Annotated in this window: 17 protein-coding genes, 1 tRNA gene, 1 other RNA gene and 1 pseudogene; 11 read left to right on the top strand and 9 right to left on the bottom strand. The window is 72.8% G+C overall.

The window, feature by feature from the left end:
* The first annotated feature begins 114 nt into the window (after positions 1-114).
* The 4 genes from AC0VX4_RS06420 to AC0VX4_RS06405 all read left to right on the top strand — a co-directional run bounded on the left by AC0VX4_RS06420 (position 115) and on the right by AC0VX4_RS06405 (position 4,684).
* A complete protein-coding gene (locus AC0VX4_RS06420; protein WP_002856848.1) occupies positions 115-615 on the top strand; it encodes a hypothetical protein in 501 nt (166 codons plus the stop codon).
* 204 nt (positions 616-819) lie between these two features.
* Positions 820-1,734, top strand: a complete 915-nt coding sequence (gene ppk2, locus AC0VX4_RS06415) for a polyphosphate kinase 2 (RefSeq protein WP_002856845.1) — start codon at positions 820-822, stop codon at positions 1,732-1,734.
* A gap of 79 nt (positions 1,735-1,813) precedes the next feature.
* A complete protein-coding gene (gene gndA / locus AC0VX4_RS06410; protein ID WP_049159225.1) occupies positions 1,814-3,376 on the top strand; it encodes an NADP-dependent phosphogluconate dehydrogenase in 1,563 nt (520 codons plus the stop codon).
* A gap of 138 nt (positions 3,377-3,514) precedes the next feature.
* Positions 3,515-4,684 carry a M14 family zinc carboxypeptidase gene (locus AC0VX4_RS06405; RefSeq protein ID WP_136940792.1) on the top strand — a complete coding sequence of 390 codons (1,170 nt, stop codon included), beginning with the start codon at positions 3,515-3,517 and terminating at the stop codon, positions 4,682-4,684.
* Between the two features lie 46 nt (positions 4,685-4,730).
* On the opposite strand, the gene epsC is transcribed toward AC0VX4_RS06405, so the two are convergent.
* The 3 genes from epsC to msrA form a co-directional block, all read right to left on the bottom strand.
* A complete protein-coding gene (gene epsC / locus AC0VX4_RS06400) occupies positions 4,731-5,318 on the bottom strand; it encodes a serine O-acetyltransferase EpsC (protein WP_002856840.1) in 588 nt (195 codons plus the stop codon).
* 43 nt (positions 5,319-5,361) lie between these two features.
* On the bottom strand, positions 5,362-6,297 hold the full coding sequence (gene cysK, locus AC0VX4_RS06395) for a cysteine synthase A (protein WP_475464134.1): 936 nt from the start codon (positions 6,295-6,297) through the stop codon (positions 5,362-5,364).
* Positions 6,298-6,382: 85 nt separating this feature from the next.
* Positions 6,383-6,964, bottom strand: a complete 582-nt coding sequence (gene msrA / locus AC0VX4_RS06390; protein ID WP_002856836.1) for a peptide-methionine (S)-S-oxide reductase MsrA — start codon at positions 6,962-6,964, stop codon at positions 6,383-6,385.
* A 113-nt stretch (positions 6,965-7,077) separates the two neighbouring features.
* Here msrA and AC0VX4_RS06385 point away from each other — a divergent pair, with 113 nt between their 5' ends.
* From AC0VX4_RS06385 to AC0VX4_RS06375, 3 genes are all read left to right on the top strand, one after another.
* Positions 7,078-8,007: a Nif3-like dinuclear metal center hexameric protein gene (locus AC0VX4_RS06385; RefSeq protein ID WP_475464133.1), complete on the top strand. Its 930-nt coding sequence runs from the start codon at positions 7,078-7,080 to the stop codon at positions 8,005-8,007.
* Positions 8,004-8,738: a zinc ribbon domain-containing protein gene (locus AC0VX4_RS06380; protein WP_475464132.1), complete on the top strand. Its 735-nt coding sequence runs from the start codon at positions 8,004-8,006 to the stop codon at positions 8,736-8,738. The genes AC0VX4_RS06385 and AC0VX4_RS06380 overlap by 4 nt, the downstream gene beginning before the upstream one ends.
* Positions 8,739-8,819: 81 nt before the next feature.
* The gene (locus AC0VX4_RS06375; RefSeq protein WP_475464131.1) at positions 8,820-9,809 is read left to right on the top strand and encodes a reverse transcriptase-like protein; all 990 of its coding nucleotides are present in this window, start codon (positions 8,820-8,822) and stop codon (positions 9,807-9,809) included.
* Between the two features lie 34 nt (positions 9,810-9,843).
* On the opposite strand, the gene AC0VX4_RS06370 is transcribed toward AC0VX4_RS06375, so the two are convergent.
* Positions 9,844-10,641 carry a YaaA family protein gene (locus tag AC0VX4_RS06370; protein WP_475464130.1) on the bottom strand — a complete coding sequence of 266 codons (798 nt, stop codon included), beginning with the start codon at positions 10,639-10,641 and terminating at the stop codon, positions 9,844-9,846.
* A 98-nt stretch (positions 10,642-10,739) separates the two neighbouring features.
* On the opposite strand from AC0VX4_RS06370, the gene AC0VX4_RS06365 reads away from it, so the two are divergent.
* Positions 10,740-11,054 carry a hypothetical protein gene (locus AC0VX4_RS06365; RefSeq protein ID WP_002856827.1) on the top strand — a complete coding sequence of 105 codons (315 nt, stop codon included), beginning with the start codon at positions 10,740-10,742 and terminating at the stop codon, positions 11,052-11,054.
* A 21-nt stretch (positions 11,055-11,075) separates the two neighbouring features.
* Here the strand turns inward: AC0VX4_RS06365 and rnpB are convergent.
* Positions 11,076-11,454: RNase P RNA component class A (rnpB, locus tag AC0VX4_RS06360), an RNA gene on the bottom strand.
* Positions 11,455-11,598: 144 nt separating this feature from the next.
* Between rnpB and AC0VX4_RS06355 the strand changes: the two genes are divergently transcribed.
* On the top strand, positions 11,599-13,044 hold the full coding sequence (locus AC0VX4_RS06355; RefSeq protein ID WP_002856821.1) for a glyceraldehyde-3-phosphate dehydrogenase: 1,446 nt from the start codon (positions 11,599-11,601) through the stop codon (positions 13,042-13,044).
* 82 nt (positions 13,045-13,126) lie between these two features.
* On the opposite strand, the gene def is transcribed toward AC0VX4_RS06355, so the two are convergent.
* Together def and AC0VX4_RS06345 are read right to left on the bottom strand one after the other, a co-directional pair.
* Complete coding sequence (gene def, locus AC0VX4_RS06350; protein WP_002856819.1) at positions 13,127-13,759, bottom strand: peptide deformylase; 633 nt, start codon at positions 13,757-13,759, stop codon at positions 13,127-13,129.
* A gap of 94 nt (positions 13,760-13,853) precedes the next feature.
* A complete protein-coding gene (locus AC0VX4_RS06345) occupies positions 13,854-14,159 on the bottom strand; it encodes an antibiotic biosynthesis monooxygenase family protein (protein WP_002856818.1) in 306 nt (101 codons plus the stop codon).
* Between the two features lie 163 nt (positions 14,160-14,322).
* Between AC0VX4_RS06345 and AC0VX4_RS06340 the strand changes: the two are divergent.
* Positions 14,323-15,749: pseudogene (locus tag AC0VX4_RS06340) on the top strand (MFS transporter); the annotation flags it as partial.
* Between the two features lie 47 nt (positions 15,750-15,796).
* Here AC0VX4_RS06340 and AC0VX4_RS06335 read toward each other — a convergent pair.
* A tRNA-His gene (locus AC0VX4_RS06335) sits at positions 15,797-15,872 on the bottom strand.
* Between the two features lie 112 nt (positions 15,873-15,984).
* Entirely contained in the window at positions 15,985-16,611 is a 627-nt protein-coding gene (gene orn / locus AC0VX4_RS06330; protein ID WP_002857127.1) for an oligoribonuclease, read from the bottom strand.
* A gap of 90 nt (positions 16,612-16,701) precedes the next feature.
* Here orn and mptB point away from each other — a divergent pair, with 90 nt between their 5' ends.
* Positions 16,702-18,357, top strand: a complete 1,656-nt coding sequence (mptB, locus tag AC0VX4_RS06325; RefSeq protein WP_475464129.1) for a polyprenol phosphomannose-dependent alpha 1,6 mannosyltransferase MptB — start codon at positions 16,702-16,704, stop codon at positions 18,355-18,357.
* Positions 18,358-18,364: the final 7 nt, after the last annotated feature.

Genomic DNA, 18,364 nt, shown 5'->3' with positions numbered 1-18,364 from the left:
TTGAGTTGTCGCGGGTGACGGGCCCGCGCACCCGCGACAACTCAACCCGGGATGCGGGGCAGGGGCCGGGCGGCGGCGCGTCGTCGGCGTCCGGGGCGCACTAGGGTGGAGCGCATGTCCGCGACCCCCCTCGGCTTCTGGAAGCTGCCCGCACGTCCCGACGGCGCCGCCCGTCACCTCGCCGTCATCACCGGGGGCGAGGCGCAGCAGACCATGCTCTTCCTCCAGGACGGGCAATGGTCCATCCTCGCCCTCTTCCAGGACGAGCTGGCCGGCAAGGCCGCCGCCCGCACCCTGGACGCGCTCCTGCAGTCCGTCACCTGTCTGCGCATGGGCGGCCGTGACGTCCTCGACGGTGCCGACACCCCGAGGCCCGGTATCGAGTGGGCCGGCTACGACCGCGAGTTCGAGGAGACCGACGTGGCCGAGCAGCGCGACGTCGAGCCACGCGGCCGGATCTGGATCCTCCCGGCCACGGACGGCGCATCCGTCGGCCTCAAGCTTCCCGGGCACCGCCGGTACGACGACGCCGTCGCCCAGTTCGCCGACGTCGACGCGGCGCGTGCCGCCGCCGCGGCGATCGACGAGCTCCTGGGTGTCGGCCCGCGCGGCTGAGTCGGCCGGCCCTCGCCGGCCCGGGGCCGCGAGCGTTCGCCTCCCAGGGTTCACCTGCTGTTCACCCGGCTGCGCTGCCGGGCCCGGCTTCCTCGTCCGCCGCCCGCCCATAATGGTGGGAAGAGCACAGGCCGCGGCCCGCCTCCGTCGTACCGAGGAGGGGACGGGCGGGCACGGTGACGCACCCAGTGAAGGAGACGGTCCATGGAGCTGCTGCAGCCCGACGCCCCCCGCGAGAACCTGCGCGAGTTCATCGACAAGCTGCGCGACGGCGGCTACACCGTCTCGGACGGTCACACCAACGATCCCGACCTGATCGATCCGCAGGGCCGTGCCGTGGAGACGTGGAAGGAGGACTACCCGTACGAGACGCGCATGACGCGCGAGGAGTACGAGCTGGAGAAGTACCGCCTGCAGATCGAACTGCTCAAGCTGCAGTACTGGGGCGAGGACACCGGCCAGCGCCACATCATCGTCTTCGAGGGCCGCGACGCCGCCGGCAAGGGCGGCACCATCAAGCGCTTCACCGAGCACCTGAACCCCCGCACCGCCCGCGTCGTGGCCCTCAACAAGCCCTCGGACCGCGAGCTCGGCCAGTGGTACTTCCAGCGCTACATCCAGCACTTCCCCACGGCGGGCGAGATCGTGCTGTTCGACCGCTCGTGGTACAACCGCGCCGGCGTCGAGCGCGTGATGGGCTTCGCCACGGACGAGCAGTACCGCCGCTTCATGAACCAGGTACCGCTGTTCGAGAAGATGCTCGTGGACGACGGCATCCACCTCACCAAGTTCTGGTTCTCCGTCACGCAGACCGAGCAGCGCACGCGCTTCGCGATCCGCCAGATCGACCCGGTCCGCCAGTGGAAGCTCTCGCCCATGGACCTCGAGTCCCTGGACCGCTGGGAGGCCTACACGGAGGCCAAGGAGGCCATGTTCCTCCACACGGACACGGACCACGCCCCGTGGATCTCCATCCGCTCCAACGACAAGAAGCGGGCCCGCCTCAACGCGATGCGCTACTTCCTGTCCCAGTTCGAGTACGAGGGCAAGGACCACGAGGTCGTCGGCACCCCGGACCCGCTGATCGTGCGCCGCGGCCGCGACGCCGTGGGGGACTGACCGCGGTCGACGTAGGCTGGGGGCGGGTCCGTGTCCGGCACGGCCCGTCCCACCGTCCGAGCCACAGGAGGCCCCCGCGATGACCGAGCAGACCACCACCGTCCCCGTCGGCGCCGCCGACATCGGCGTCACGGGCCTGGCGGTGATGGGCGCGAACCTCGCGCGCAACTTCGCCCGCCACGGCTACACGGTGGCCCTGCACAACCGCAGCCGGGCCCGCACGGACCAGCTCGTGGCCGAGCACGGCGACGAGGGCGCGTTCGTGGCGACGGAGACGCTCGCCGAGCTCGTGCAGTCCCTCGCCGTGCCGCGCCGGGTGCTCATCATGGTCAAGGCGGGCGCCCCCGTGGACGCCGTCATCGACCAGCTCGTCCCCCTGCTGGACGAGGGCGACATCGTCATCGACGCCGGCAACTCCCATTACGAGGACACCCGCCGCCGCGAGGCGGCCCTCACCGAGAAGGGCCTGCACTTCGTAGGCGTCGGCGTCTCCGGCGGCGAGGAGGGTGCCCTGCACGGTCCGGCGATCATGCCCGGCGGTCCGGAGAAGTCCTACGAGGCCCTCGGCCCGATGCTCGAGAAGATCGCCGCGCAGTTCGAGGGGGAGCCGTGCTGCGCCTGGGTCGGCACGGACGGCGCCGGCCACTACGTGAAGATGGTCCACAACGGCATCGAGTACGCGGACATGCAGGTCATCGGCGAGGCCTACGACCTGCTGCGCCGCGTGGGCGGCCTCGAGCCCGCCGAGCAGGCCGAGGTGTTCACGGCGTGGAACCAGACCGACCTGGCCTCCTACCTCATCGAGATCACGGCCGAGGTGCTCGCCCAGGTGGACGCGGCCACGGGCCGCCCGCTCGTGGACGTGATCGTGGACGAGGCCGGGCAGAAGGGCACCGGCCGCTGGACCGCGATCTCGGGTCTCGACGTCGGCTCCCCGGTGGCCGCGATCGCCGAGTCCGTCTTCGCCCGCTCGCTGTCCTCTCAGCGCGCGGTGCGCGAGGTCGCCCGTGAGACCCTCGCGGCCGGCGTCGACGAGGAGGCGCAGCGCGCCCCGCAGGACACGGACACGTTCGTGGAGGACGTGCGCCAGGCGCTGTTCGCCTCCAAGCTCGTGGCCTACGCGCAGGGCATGGACATGCTCGCCGCCGCGGCCGAGGAGTACGGCTGGTCGCTGGACCTGGGCACCATCGCCTCGCTGTGGCGGGACGGCTGCATCATCCGTGCCGACCTGCTCGACGTGATCATGCAGGCCTTCGGCGGCCGCGACACCTCCCGCCACCCGGCGCCGGGCACCCGCGCCCCCGGCCAGCCGCTCAACCTGCTCTTCGCCCCCGAGTTCGCCCAGGCGATCGCCGAGGCCCTGCCGGCCTGGCGCCGCGTCGTGGGCACCGCCGTCGCTGCGGGCGTGCCGGTGCCGGTGTTCTCCTCGGCCCTGGCGTACTACGACGGCCTGCGGGCCGACCGCCTGCCGGCCGCCCTCGTGCAGGGCCAGCGCGATTTCTTCGGCGCCCACACCTACCTGCGCGTCGACCGCGAGGGCTCGTTCCACACGCTGTGGTCCGGCGACCGCACCGAGGTCGACGGCGAGGGCGTGCCCGTGGTCATGCCGCAGCCGACCGAGGGCGACCCCACGCAGGACTGACCCGGCGGGACGGCCGATTCGGCGCCGATGCCGATCCCGCGCCCCGCCGCCCGGGCCTCCGGGTGGTGGGGCTGTGTCGTGGGGCGATGAGACCCCAGACAAGAGTGATGAATCTCACAGGCGTGGTAGCCTCCCGGCATGACCTCGCCCCTCACCTCCTCGTTGTCGCGTCGCTCCGCCCTGAGCGTGCTCGCCTCCGCCGCGGGCCTGCCGCTCGTCGTCGCACCCGCCGCTTCCGCGGCCGGTTCCCTGCCCACCCCGTCCGACACCCCGCCGATGGGTGCGATCCGGAACATGGCGGACATGATCCGCGAACTCCACAAGCTTGAGCGCACGACGCGCGGCGAGGTCCGGGTGACCACGCTGGCCGAGATCGGCACCGCCGAGTCGCGCTCCGAGCAGGGACGCGAACTGTACGTCGCCGTCGTGGGCCACGGCCCGCGCCATGTGTGGCTGCAGGGTCGGATCCACGGCAACGAGCCCTACGGCCTCGACGCCACGCTGGATGTCCTGGCGACACTCGGCGGCAATGGCTCAGCCGCCTACCGTCGGATGCGTGAGGAGTTCACGGTCCACGTGATCCCGATGTACAATCCGGACGGCTCCGAGGCGAACAGCCGGACGACCACGCTCTGGGACCGCACCGCCGACTCCCCGCTGCTCGACGAGCGCGGGCGTCCGCGCACCGTGGACCTGAACCGCGACTGGGGCGTGGGGCGGTTCGAGGCCCGCGAGTCCCGCGCCTGGTACGAGTACTGGACGATGGTCAAGCCCGAGTTCGCGCTGGACATCCACCACCAGGGGCTCAAGCAGGACTGGGAGACCGGCAAGGATGTCACGCTCTCGCTTGGCGTCTCGCTCGCCCCCGGCGGCCCCACCCTGCCGAACGTCCGCGGGGGCGAGTACGACCGCCTGGCCCGCCAGATGGCCGGTCACGTCTGGCTCGCCACGCGGCACCGCGGACACATCGCCACCGACCGCTACGACGTCGGCGAGAACACGGTGATCGACATCCGCGGCGGCGTGGTCTCGGCCATGATGCTGGGCCTGGACTGGAACGGCCTGAACCCCACCGGGCACTCGAACGTGGCGATCTTCTTCGAGACCTCCGGGAACACGCGGGACGGCAGCATCGGCCAGAAGGCGCGGGGCAAGCTCGTCCAGCAGAACATCCTGGCCGTCACCGCCGCCCTGGACGGCATGGCCACGGGCGCGGTCCGAGCCACGGACCCCGAGGTCTGGGAGCAGATCCCGCACACCCCGGTGCAGTACTACTTCACAGACTACGCAGGCATCATCCCCGCCTGAGCGGCCCGCACGTCTGCTCCGGCGGCGACCCGGCGGGACCCGGCCCTCAGATCCAGAGGGCCGGGTCCACGTACTCCGCGGGGTCCACGAGCGGCTTGCCCTCGGCCGGGCCCTTGCGCGGGCGGACGGTGGCCGGCACGCCGGTGGCGATCGCGTCGGCGGGGGTGTCCTTCACGACGACGGCGTTGGCGCCCACCGCCGTTCCCTCCCCGATCTCGACGGGTCCGAGGATCTTGGCGCCGGCCCCCACCACGACGCCGTCGCGCAGCGTGGGGTGCCGCTTCACCTTGGCCAGGGAGCGGCCGCCGAGGGTGACCCCGTGGTACAGCATCACGTCGTCGCCGATCTCCGCGGTCTCGCCGATCACGACGCCCATGCCGTGGTCGATGAAGAACCGACGACCGATCGACGCGCCGGGGTGGATCTCGATGCCCGTGGCCGCGCGCGTGACCTGCGAGAGCACGCGGGCGGGCATCTTCAACCGGTCGTGCCGCCACATCCGGTGCGCGACGCGGTGCGCCCACACGGCGTGCAGACCCGAGTAGACGAGGGCCACCTCGAGGTCACCGCGCGCCGCCGGGTCATGGGTGCGGACGGTCGCGATGTCTTCCTTGATGCGGGAGAACAGTCCCACGGGCGGCCCCTTCGGGTCGGTGCGGTCGGTGAGCGGGCGGCGGTCAGCCGCGGATGTCCTCGAAGAGGGCGGTGGAGATGTAGCGCTCGCCGAAGTCACACACGATGGCGACGATCAGCTTGCCCTCGGACTCGGGCTTGGCGGCCTCCTTGAGGGCGGCCGAGATGATCGCGCCGGTGGAGATGCCGCCGAGGATGCCCTCCTCGGTCCCGAGCCGACGGGCGGTCTCGATGGACTCCTCGAAGGTGGCCGGGTAGACCTCGTCGTAGAGGTCGGTGTCCAGGATCTCCGGCACGAAGTTCGCGCCGATGCCCTGGATCTTGTGCGGGCCGGCCTGGCCGCCGGAGAGGATGGGGGAGTCGGCCGGCTCGACGGCGATGAGCTTCACGTCCGGCTTCTGCTCGCGCAGGTACCGGCCCGCGCCCGTGATGGTGCCGCCGGTGCCGACGCCGGCGATGAACATGTCCACGGCGCCCTCGGACGCGTCCCAGATCTCCGGGCCGGTGCCGGTGTAGTGGGCCTGGATGTTGGCCTGGTTCGCGAACTGCTGGGCCCAGATGGAGTTCGGGGTGCTGCGGACGATCTCCTGGGCGCGCTCGAGGGCGCCGCGCATGCCGTCTGCGCCGGGGGTCAGCACGATCTCGGCGCCGAATGCCTTGAGCATCACGCGGCGCTCGGTGGACATGGTCTCAGGCATGGTCAGGATCACGCGGTAGCCGCGCGCCGCGCCGACCATGGCCAGGGCGATGCCGGTGTTGCCGGAGGTGCCCTCCACGATGGTGCCGCCGGGGCTCAGCTCGCCGGCCGCCTCCGCGGCGTCGACGATGGCGGTGCCGATGCGGTCCTTCACCGAGTTGGCCGGGTTGTAGAACTCGACCTTCACGGCGACGTCGCCGGGCAGGTCCTTCGCGAGGCGGTTCAGCCGGACCAGGGGCGTGTTGCCGACCGCCTGGGTGATGTCGTCAAGGATGCGGGCCATGGTGATACCTCCGGTGGTGGTGCGCCTCGGGGCGCGGGCGATCTAGTGGGTGTTCCTGCGTCAGGCTATCGAGCCGCGGCGGCGCTCAGGCATCCACGAGCCACGCGGAGTAGTTCCGGCGCACCTTCGCGAGCTTCGGATCGATGACCACACGGCAGTATCCGTTGGAACGGCGCCGCGCATAGAAGTCCTGGTGGATGTCCTCGGCCGGGTGCCACGCGGACGCCGGCTCGACGCGTGTGACGATGGGGCTGTCATAGTTGGCCTGGGCCCGGGCGATCTCGTCCGCGAAGAACCGGGCCTCGGCCTCGTCGTGGGCGAAGACGGCGGAGCGGTACTGGGTGCCGACGTCGGCCCCCTGGCGGTTCAACGACGTGGGGTCGTGGCCGGTGAAGAACAGGTCCATGATCACCTCGGGCGGCACGACGGCGGCGTCGAAGCGCACGCGGACCGCTTCGGCATGGCCGGTGGTCCCGGTGCACACGGACTCGTAGCTCGGGGCGGGGTCGTCGCCTCCGGTGTAGCCGGACTCGACGGCGAGCACGCCCCGCACGCGACGGTAGACGGCGTCGAGGCACCAGAAGCAGCCGCCCGCGAGCGTCAGCTCGCGGATGTCGGCGGGCGCGCCGGAGGCGCCGAGGGGCTCGGTACGGGGGGAGTCGGTCATGGCAGGCACAGCAACGCGGCCCGCGCTTTTCATTCCCGACGACGCCGCCCCGTTCCGTCACCCAGGGCCGCCGGGTCGTGCGTGCCCGGGCCGGGTGGGCCATCATGGCCGGTATGACCGTGTCCCGTCCCGCCGTCCCCGCCTCGCCGGAGCACGCCCTGCACCCGCCGACGCTCGGGCACGTCCTCGAGGTCGTCCAGGGGCTGTGGCCGCGGGAACTGGCGGAGCCGTGGGACGCCGTCGGGCCGGTGGCCGGGCGCCCGGAGGCGCCGGTGCGGACCGTCCTGTGGGCGCTGGACCCCGTGCAGGCCGTGGCCGACGAGGCCGTCGCCCGCGGGGCCGACCTCGTGGTCACCCACCACCCGCTCCTGCTGCGCGGGACCTCGTCCGTCGCCGCCGTCGGGCATGCCGCCGCCGCCAAGGGACGCCTGCTGCACACCCTGATCGAGCACCGCATCGCCCTGCTCGCGGCGCACACCAACGCCGACGCCGTCGTGGGCGGTGTCTCGGACGTGCTGGCCCGTGCCGTCGGCGTCACCGGAGCGCTCTCGCCCCTGACGACCTCCGCCGCCGGCACCGGGTCCGAAGGCATCGGCCGGGTGGGCGACCTGCCCGAGGAGACCGACCTGGCCGCCTTCGCCCGCGCCGTGCACGCGGCGCTGCCCGCCACGGCCGGCGGCGTGCGCGTGGCGGGCGACCCCGCCCAGCGCATCCGCCGCGTCGCCGTGTGCGGCGGCGCCGGAGACAGCCTCTTCGACGCGGTCCGCGCGTCCGGCGCGGACGTCTACGTGACCGCCGATCTGCGCCACCACCCGGCCTCGGAGGCCCGGGAGACGGCGGTGTCGGGGGATGGACGTCCCGCGCTCGTGGACGTCTCGCACTGGGCGAGCGAGTCCCTGTGGCTCGAGCACGGCGCCCGCGCCCTGGAGGCCGCCCTGGCGGAGCGGGGGCTGGGCGTCACCACCCTGTTCTCAGATCACCGCAGCGACCCCTGGGACTTCCTGGTCGGGGGAGAGCGGGCCGACGAGGGGAGTCACGCATGAGTGAGGTCACCGCACCGCCGGCCGTCCAGGCCCAGCTGCTGGAGCTGCAGGAGCTCGACACGGCCCTGGACCAGGCCCGCGCCGCCGTCCGTCGGCTCAAGGCGGACCCGGAGCACGCCCGGCTGCGCGCCCGCGCGCAGGAGCTCGAGGAGGCGTTGCCCGGCCTCGAGGATGCCGCCCGCACCGCCGACCGGGCGGGGGCCGAGGCCACCGAGAAGGCCGCCGCCACCCGCGCCCGTCGGGACCGGACCCGGGAGCGGCTCGAAGCGGGCCAGGGCGGGTCCAAGGAGCTGCAGGCCATGCAGCACGAGGACGACACGCTCACCGCACTGCTCGATGACCACGAGGCCGCGGCGCTCGAGGCCATGGAGGCCGCCGACGCCGCCGAGTCCCGGCTCGCGAAGGGCCAGGCCGCTCTGGAGCAGGCACGGGCCGAGGTCGAGGCCCGCGCGGCGGAGGTGCGCCGCGAGGGGCAGGCCGTGACCCAGCGTGGCCGGGACCTCACCCGGCGCCGGGCGGCGTTGGCCGCGGTGTTTCCCGCGTCGTTGCTGGCCCTGTACGAGCAGGCGCGGGAGCGCAACGGCGGCATCGGCGCGGCCCGGCTCGTCGGGAACCGGTCCGCGGCCGCGGGCACGGAGCTGTCGCCCGCGGAGGTCGCGCGCATCCGGGCCCTCCCGCCGGCCGCCGTCGCCCGCTGCCCCGAGTCCGGCGCCATCCTCGTCCGGGACTGACCCCGGGCCCCGCCCCCGGCGCGGTCAGTAGAGTGGGGGGCCGCGTCGGACGGCGCGACCACGGACACGAGGAGGCGCACGGTGAGCGGACGAGTCCTGCAGGTGGAGGCCGACGGCGGGTCGCGGGGCAACCCCGGCGTCGCCGGCTACGGCGCCCTGGTGCGCGATCCGGCCACAGGCGAGATCCTCCGGACCGACGCCGCTCCGCTGGGGAAGGCGTCCAACAACGTGGCCGAGTACTCCGGGCTCGTGGCCGGGCTGCGGATGGCCCGGGACCTCGACCCGGAGGCCCGGGTGCACGTGCTGATGGACTCCAAGCTCGTGGTGGAGCAGATGTCTGGGCGGTGGAAGATCAAGCACGACGACATGCGGCGCCTCGCGGCCGAGGCCCGGGCCGTGCTGCCCCCCGAGCGCGTCAGCTACGAGTGGATCCCGCGCAACCGGAACAAGGACGCCGACCGCCTCTCCAACGAGGCCATGGACGCCGGCGCGCGGGGCGGGCAGTGGGACGCCGGCGCCTCCGAGGTGCCCGTTGCGGCCCCCGCGGAGGCGTCCGCGACCTCCGCGTCGGCGGTGGCCGAGTCCGGCCTCGACGCCGACGCGGACGTCCGGGCCGTGGAGGCGGACGGGCCCGACGCCGTCGCGTCGCCGGAGGATGCGACCCCGGCGCCCGCGCCCACGGGTCGGCTGCACCACGTGGAGATCTGGGTCGCGGATCTGGCAGCGGCCGAGGCGAGCCTCGGCTGGCTGTTCGGTGAGCTCGGCTACATGCCCGGCGAGGGGTGGGCCGAGGGCCGGACGTACCAGGGCGCGGGGGAGTACCTCGTGCTCGAGGCCGGGCCCGACGTCGCCGCGGGCGCCCACGAGCGCACCCGCCCGGGCCTGAACCACCTGGCCTTCCGGGCCGGATCGCGCTCCCGCGTGGACGAGCTCACCGCCGCCGCGCGCGGCCGGGGGTTCCGCCTGCTCTTCGAGGACCGCCACCCGCACGCCGGGGGAGCGGACCACTACGCCGCCTACCTCGAGACCGCGGACGGCTTCGAGGTGGAGCTGGTGGCCGTCGAGGACTGAGGCTGCGTCCGGGCAGACCGCGCCTCCTCCGGGATCACCCCTCGGGCAGGATCACCCGCAGCGTGCCGGGCTTCGCGCCGGACGGCCGGGCCAGCTCGACCTCCCAGCCGGGGCCGTCCCCGGCCCGTGCGACCACGTCCGCCACGCGGTCCAGCGTCGAGGTCTCCCGCGCCCCCGCCTCCAGGAGCGCGCGGGCCACGAGGCCGCGGGTGTGCTTGGCGAAGTGCGAGACGACGGTCCGCTCGCCGTCGCGCAGCTGGAACACGTCGACCGCGAGCGTCCGCTCCGCCGGTGCCCGCCACTGGGCCGCATAGCCGCCGGAGCGGCAGTCGACGACGGGCCCGCCGTCCCGCGCGGCGAGCGCGTCGAGGGCGGGGGTCATCACGGGGCGCCAGTGCGCGGCCAGCCCGGGCAGCCCCGGCAGCTTCGCGCCGACGGGCAGCCGGAAGGCGGGGATCCGGTCCGCCAGCGCGGTGGCGCCGAACAGCGCGGAGAAGACCAGCACGGACGTGCGGGCGCGGCGCTTCGCCGCCGCGGACAGGGAGACGTGGTCGAGAGCATCGAAGAGCACCCCCGTGAACACCCGGTGACCGGGCGCGGCAGGGGCCGAGGCCAGGCGCGTGTTCGCCTCGACCTCGCCGGCGAGCGATGCCCCGACGCCGAGGGCCGTCAGGGCATCCGGGGCGGCCGAGACTGCGGCGAGCCGCGTGAGCAGGTCCGCGCGGGCGTCCGTCACCGCGGCGTCATCGGCCAGGGCGAGGGCGTCGAGGTCGAGCGGGGCCCCGGAGCGGGGTGCGGTCTTGCCCTCGGAGGGCGGCAGCAGGATCAGCACCGGGCCAGCCTAGCCAGGCGCCCCGGGCCGGCGTCGTCGTCCGGACCTGGCACAGTGGTGGGGTCCGCACAGCCGCCCCGCATCCCAGGAGTCGCCCGATGACCGCCATGAACGTGTTCGGCGTGGTGTACCCGTTCGTCCTGCTCGTGATCGCGGCCGCCGTATGGCTCGGGATCCGCTCCAGCGGGCGGGAGCGCACGCACGCCTCGGCCGTGGAGCAGCGCCTGCGGGAGCGCACCTTCACGGGGCAGGACCGCGTGACGCTCGAATGGCCGCGGGACCGGCGACGCCCGAGCCTGGCGAAGGTCGTCTCGATCGGCGAGTCGTACGGGTACCGCCTGCTGGACAAGCGGGAGCGCGAGCACGTGGTGGAGCTCGAGTTCGAACGGATCCTCGACGACGAGGGGTTCTGACCCCAGCCGGGGGCCGTGAGGCGGGACGGACCGGCTGTAAGCCGGGTTCTGTGCCTCGCGCGCGTTGCCCCGCGCGAGGTGACGGCCATCCATCTGGGCCCGCCATCGCTGACGGGCTCGAGCGGCCAACCCGGACGCTGGGGCGAGCAGCCCTCGTGACGCGTCCTGTTCGGCCTTGCACCGGATGGGGTTTACCGAGCCGGCCCCGTCACCGGGGCCGCTGGTGGTCTCTTACACCACCCTTTCACCCTTACCGCCGCGCACACGGCGCGGAGGCGGTCTTCTCTCTGTGGCACTGGCCCGCGGGTCTCCCCGGGTGGATGTTGTCCACCATCCTGCTCTGCGGTGCCCGGACTTTCCTCGCACCCCCGCAGGGGCACGCGGCCGTCCGCCGATCCGTCCCGACCGACCAGTCTACGCCCCGTCGAGACCGCTGGGCCGCTGCGGACGCGTCCTCACCTAGAATGGAGGAGTCCGCCGACAACGAGGTCGGGGGATGGGGCCTGCCCAGGACGGCCCCGCCAGGTTTCAAGGAAGGACTCCCGTGGCAGACACCGCCTCGACCCAGACCCCCGAGTGGAACACGCAGCAGAAGCTCGCGGAGAAGATGGTCCCCCTGCTGGGCACCCTGTACCGCGAGCACAACGTGGTCACCTCGATCTACGGGCGCTCCCTCGTGAACCGCGGCGTGATCGACATCATCAAGGCCCACCGCTACGCCCGCCGCGTGCAGGAGGCCCCGCTGAGCGTCGAGTCCACCTACCCCCTGGTCGAGGCCATGGCTGCGATGGACCTGGGCGCCGCCACCGTCGACCTGGCCGAGCTGGCCGCCAAGCAGAAGGCCTCGGGCCAGGACGTCCAGGCCTTCCTGGACGCCGAGCTCGCCGAGGTCAAGGGCAAGGCCGGTGAGGGCCTGGGCGAGACCCAGGACGTCGTGCTCTACGGCTTCGGTCGCATCGGCCGCCTGCTGGCCCGCATCCTCCTCGACCACGCCGGCGGTGGCTCCAAGCTGCGCCTGCGTGCCGTCGTCGTGCGCAAGAACTCGGAGGACGACCTGATCAAGCGCGCCTCCCTGCTGCGCCGCGACTCGATCCACGGCCCGTTCGACGGGACGATCGTGGTGGACGAGGACCGCGACGTGATCACCGCCAACGGCACCGAGATCCAGGTCATCTACTCGAACGACCCGACCACGGTGGACTACGCCTCCTACGGCATCAAGGACGCGCTGGTCGTCGACAACACCGGACGCTGGCGCGACGACGAGGGCCTGTCCCAGCACCTGCAGGCCAAGGGCGCCGCGAAGGTCCTGCTGACCGCCCCGGGCAAGGGCGAGATGAAGAACATCGTGTTCGGCGTGAACTCGGACGACATCACGCCCCAGGACACGATCGTCTCGGCGGCCTCCTGCACCACCAACGGCATCACCCCGGTGCTCAAGGTCATCCAGGACGACTACGGCATCGACCACGGCCACGTGGAGACCGTGCACGCCTACACCAACGACCAGAACCTCGTGGACAACTTCCACAAGGGCGCCCGTCGTGGCCGTGCCGCCGGCATGAACATGGTCCTCACCGAGACCGGCGCCGCCAAGGCCGTGGCCAAGGCCCTGCCCGAGCTCAAGGGCAAGCTCTCCGGCAACGCCATCCGCGTCCCCACTCCGGACGTGTCCATGGCCATCCTGAACCTGGAGCTGACCAAGCCCACCTCGGTGGAGGAGCTCAACGCCCGCCTGAAGCAGGAGTCCCTCACCGGCCCCCTGCGCGGCCAGGTCGGCTACGTGGACTCCCCGGAGGTCGTGTCCACCGACTTCGTCGGCTCGGACCGCGCCGGCGTCGTGGACGGACTGGCGACCCTCGTGAACAACGACGGCAAGAACGCCATCCTCTACGTCTGGTACGACAACGAGTACGGCTACTCGCATCAGGTGATCCGCGTGGTGGAGAAGATGGCGGGCCAGCAGGTCCCCGCCTTCCCGCAGGCCTGACCCGCCGATGACCGACGGCCCGTCCCCGCAGAGGGGACGGGCCGTCGTCGTGTGCCGACCGGGCCGGACGTCGAGCCGAGGCTCAGGCCTCGTCGTCGCCGTCGGGGCCGTGCTCGTGGTCCGCGTGGTCGTCGGCGTCATGGCCGAAGGGGTCCTCGTCGGTACCGGGCAGCCACGTCACGCCGGGCACGTTCAGACGCTCGGCCCGCTGCGCGCGCTTCCAGCGCCGCTGCCACTTGCCCTCGAGCCGGTTGACGTAGAGGGTGCCGTTGAGGTGGTCGTACTCGTGCTGCATGATGCGCGCGAACCAGCCCTCGGCCTCGAACTCGAACATCTCGCCGTCCACGCGCTGGCCGGACAGGCGCACGCGGGTCGGGCGCTGCAGGGGGAAGCCGAGTCCGGGCACCGAGAGGCAGCCCTCGGTGTGCTCGTCCGGGTGCGGGTCCTCCCGCGGGGCCTTGTCCAGGTGGGTCAGCACGGGGTTGATCACGTGGCCCACGTTCGGCGCGTCGCCGGAGTCCGGGAACGTCCACGTGAAGATCCGCAGCCCGACCCCGACCTGCGGGGCGGCCAGGCCCACGCCGTGCGCGGCGTCCTGCGTGACGTACATGTCCTCGATCAGCTCGCGGATCTCGTCGTCGATCACCTCCACCTCGGCCGCGCGCCGGTGCAGCACGGGCTCGCCGTAGACGGTGATGGGACGGATGGAGGCCATGGCGCTGCGCTTCCCGGCCCGGGCTGCGGGCCTGCGTGGGTAGGGGGACGGGGGAGCCCCCAGCCTACCGCTGGGGACATCACGACGTCGGCGCTCAGCCCAGGTCCACGACCTCGAACTCGAGCAGGTCGGCGCCCGTGGCGACCGGCGCCGGGCGGCCGCCCTGCTCGGCGGCGTGCGCGGCGGGCATGCGCCCGTCCCGCCAGCGCTGGAAGTCCTGCTCCGACGCCCACGTCGTGACCACGAAGTAGCGGTCCTCGCCCGCGGTGGGCCGGAGCAGCTGGAAGCCCTCGAAGCCCGGCTCCTGGTCCACCGCGTGCTTGCGGGCGGCGAACCGCTTCTCGAGTTCCGGTCCGGCGCCCTCGGGGACGCTGATGGCGTTGATCTTCACGACGGACATGGCTGGCCTCCTCGTCGGCGGGGGTGCGGCGCCGGGTCGACGCCCTCACCGGCCGACTCTACGCCCGGCAGCGGACCGGGAGTCCGTCGATCGGTTGATGCCCGGCGGCGTCGTCCCTGCGAAGCTGAGCGATGGAATCGGCCGCCGGGCGGCCCCGCTCGCCATCATCGCCGACCTGCACCTGGACCTCACCGACGCGCAGTGGGTGAACAGCCTCTACGCCGTGCTGCTGGCCGCGCTGCTGCTCTCCACCGGCAATCTCGCGGACCGATGGGGTCGCAATCGGCTCTTCCTCGCCGGGCTCGTGGTGTTCGTCGGTGGCAGCCTGCTCGCGGCGGCCGCCTCCAGCGGAGGCATGCTGATCGGGGCACGGGCCGTCCAGGCCGTGGGCGCGGCGTTCATCATGCCCTCCACGCTCTCCACCGTGAACGCCGTGTTCCGCTGGCGGCGGCGTTCGGCGTGTGGGGTGCCGTGATCTCGGGCGCGGCGGCCATCGGCCCGCTCGCCGGCGGCGCGCTCACCCAGTGGACCTCCTGGCACTGGATCTTCCTCGTGAACCTGCCGCTCGGCGCGATCGTCTTCGTGGCGGCGCTGCTGACCGTCCCGGAGACCCGCGGCGAGAAGAGGCGGCCCGGCGTCGACGTCGACGGCGCCCTGCTCAGCGCCATCGCGTTCGGCGCGCTCGTGTTCGCCGTCATCGAGGGCCCGGACCTCGGCTGGTGGACCCCGAAGGAGGAGCTGACGGTCTTCGGCTGGGGCTGGTCCACGGACGCGCCGATCTCGATCGTCCCCCTCGCGCTCGCGGTCGCGGTGGTCGCCCTGGGACTGTTCGTCGCGTGGGAGCGGCACCGCGAGACGGTGCGCCGCTCGGCCCTGCTCGATCTCGGCCTGTTCTCGTTCTCCACGTTCTCGTGGGGCAACGTCACCGCGGCCATGGTCGCCGTCGGCGAGTTCGCCATCATCTTCGTGCTGCCGCTCTACCTCATCAACGCGCTCGGCCTGGACGTGATGGGGGCGGGCCTGGTCCTGGCCGCGATGGCCGCGGGCGCGTTCCTCTCGGGCGCCGCGGCCCGTCACCTGGCGGCCCGGTTCGGCGCCCCGGGCACCGTGCTGATCGGACTGGGACTGGAGGTGGCCGGCGTCGTGGTGCACGCCCTGCTCCTGGGCCCGGACACCTCGGGCTGGCTCGTCGCCGTGCCCCTCGTCGTGTACGGCCTCGGGCTCGGGCTGGCCTCGGCGCAGCTGACGGGCACCGTCCTCCAGGACATCCCCGTGGAGATCTCGGGTCAGGGCTTCGCGACGCAGAGCACGGTCCGGCAGATCGGCTCGGCCCTGGACACCGCGGTCGCCGGGGCCACCCTGTCCATCGCCCTGGCCGCCACGCTGCCCGCGGCCCTGGACGGCGCCGGCCTCACCGGCCCGGCGGTCGACTCGCTCGCCTCGGCCACGCGGGACTCGGCCGGCACCACGATCCCGCAGCTGCGGGCGCAGGGGGAGCTCGGCCCGCTCGCGGAGCACACGGGGGCCGTCGTGGATGCGCTGACGGCGGGCTTCGCCGACGCGGCGCGCCGGGCGTCCGGGCGTCGCTGAGCACACGAAGAAGCCCCCGGAATCCGCAGGATTCCGGGGGCTTCGGGTGGGGTGAGCGACGGGGATTGAACCCGCGACCTTCTGGACCACAACCAGACGCTCTGCCGACTGAGCTACGCCCACCATGCCTGCCTCACACGGACGGATCCGCGCGGCGCAGCGGGCTCTACAGTACACCAGATCCCGCGCAGCGCCGAATCGGGGAGCGGGGGTGACGGGGGACCGGCCCGCAGGCTCAGGCCTGCGCCCCGGACACCACCTCCGCGATGGCGCGGGCCTCCTCCGTGGTGGGGCCGGGGGCGGGGGCCATGACGGCCGCCCGGTAGTAGCGCAGCTCGGTGATGGAGTCCTTGATGTCCCCGAGGGCGCGATGGCCGCCGGTCTTGGCGGGGGCCTGGTAGTAGGCGCGCGGGTACCAGCGCCGGGCCAGCTCCTTCACGGTGGACACGTCCACGATCCGGTAGTGCAGGTGGTCGACGACGGCGGGCATGTAGCGGGCGAGGAACAGCTTGTCCTGGCCCACCGTGTTGCCGGCCAGCAGGCCCTTGCCGGCGGGCACGCGGGCGGCGATGTACTCGAGGACGCGCGCGGCGGCGTCGTCGAGCTCGAGGCCCTCCGCCAGCTCCGGCAGCAGGCCGGAGGTGGTGTGCATGTCCCGGACGAACGGGTCCATCTGCTCGAGGGCCGCCGCGGAGGGACGGATCACCAGGTCGATGCCTTCGTCCAGGATGTTCAGCTCGGCGTCCGTGATGAGCACCGCCACCTCGACGAGCTCGTCGACCTGGGGGTGCAGGCCGGTCATCTCGCAGTCGATCCAGACCAGGGGGGCGCTCTCCGGCGCGGGGGTGCTCGTCTCGCTCATGCCCCCAGGCTACTCGCGTGTCTCGATGGTAGATTCGAGCGAGCCGCGCCCTCGCGCGCCCTCGCAGGACCGCACGGAAGGACCCGTCGCATGAGCGTGTCGACCCCGCGTCCGTCCGGGTCCACGGCCCACCGGCCGGAGTACGTCGGAGTCGGCGGCCTCCGCGCGGACCCCCAGGTCGCCGGCGCGGACTGGTGGCCCATCCTGGTGGGGACCCTCGGCTCCCTGCTCCTCGTGGTGGGCTCCTACTCCGTCGGCTGGCTGGCCTCGTCCTCCCCGATCAACCGCTGGCAGTGGCTGATCCCGTGGCGCACCCAGGAGACCGGCGTGCTCGCCGGCACGGCGCTCCTCACCCTCGGCTGCTGGGTGATGTTCTGGGCCTGGCTGCGCCTGGGCCAGACGATCCGCCCCTTCGGCCGCGGCGCCCTGCGCACGGTCAACCTCGCCACCGTCCTGTGGTGCCTGCCCCAGGTCGTCGCCCTGCCGATCTTCAGCCGAGACATCTTCGCCTACGTGGGACAGGGCCGTCTCATGGAGGCGGGGCAGGACCCCTACGTGGACACGATCTCCTCGCTGTCCAACTGGTTCCAGCTCGGAGCGGACGCCACCTGGGCGGACTCCGAGACCCCGTACGGTCCGATCTTCCTCTGGATCGAGCAGGCCGTCGTCGCGATCTCGGGGGACATGAACCCGGACCTGGCGATCTTCCTGTTCCGCCTGGTGGCGCTGGCCGGCGTCGCGCTGATCATGGTCTTCGTGCCGCTGCTCGCCCGCCGGCTGGGCGTCAACGAAGCGTGGGCGCAGTGGATCAGCGCCGCCAACCCGCTCTTCACCATCAGCTTCGTTGCGTCCGGGCACAACGACGCCCTCATGGTCGGCCTCGCCCTGGCCGGCACGTGGTGCGCGCTGCGCGCCGGGCATCCGCTCCGCCCCCAGCGGCCGGGGCAGTCCGTCGTGTGGGGGGTGGCCGGCGTCGTGCTGGTCACCCTCTCCCTGGGCATCAAGCCCATCACCCTCGTGCTGCTCCCGTTCATCGGCCTGCTGTGGGCCGGCCCGACGGCCCGATGGCTGCGCCGGTTCGCCTTCTGGGCCCTCACCGCCGGGATCTCCTTCGGCCTCATGGCCCTGGTGGGCGTGCTCAACGGCTTCGGCTTCGGCTGGGTGGCCGTCATGGTCGGCACGGGCACGGGCACCGTGCCGTGGGGGCCGATCGGCATGTTGTCCCTCATCACGGTGGGGGCGAGCGAGCTCCTCGGACAGGGGGCGGACGTGCAGGCCGTCGAGGGCGTGTACAAGACCGCCGGACGCGCGCTCTCGGTGCTCATCGTGCTGGCCCTGATGTTCCTCGGCCGCCAGGACCGCGTGATGGCGCGCATGACCTGGGCGTTCACCGCGCTGGTGATCCTCTCGCCCATCATCCAGCCCTGGTACCTGCTGTGGCTGCTGCCGTTCTTCGCCGTGCTCGGCATCCGGGACAACTGGCAGATCAAGTGGGTCGTGTTCACGGTCGGCTACTTCCTGGCGTTCGGCGCGTCGGACCAGCTCTTCACCTGGCAGTTCCTGGACATCGCGGACCAGGTCAAGGCCGTGTCCCTGATCGTCTCGGCCGTGTGTCTGCTGTGGATCCTCGTCGTGGACCGCCGCACCAGCCGGTTCGTGAAGGACCACTGGCACGTGCGCCCCGCCGTGCGCGCCGGCCTGGCCCGGCTCCGGGGAGCCCCTCGACCCGTGGAGCCGGGGGAGTGAGGCCCGC

The sequence above is a fragment of the Micrococcus sp. 63XJN7_8_ISO-PGPR-S23-253 genome (assembly GCF_056173425.1).
This window is presented reverse-complemented; position numbering and strand designations above follow the sequence as displayed.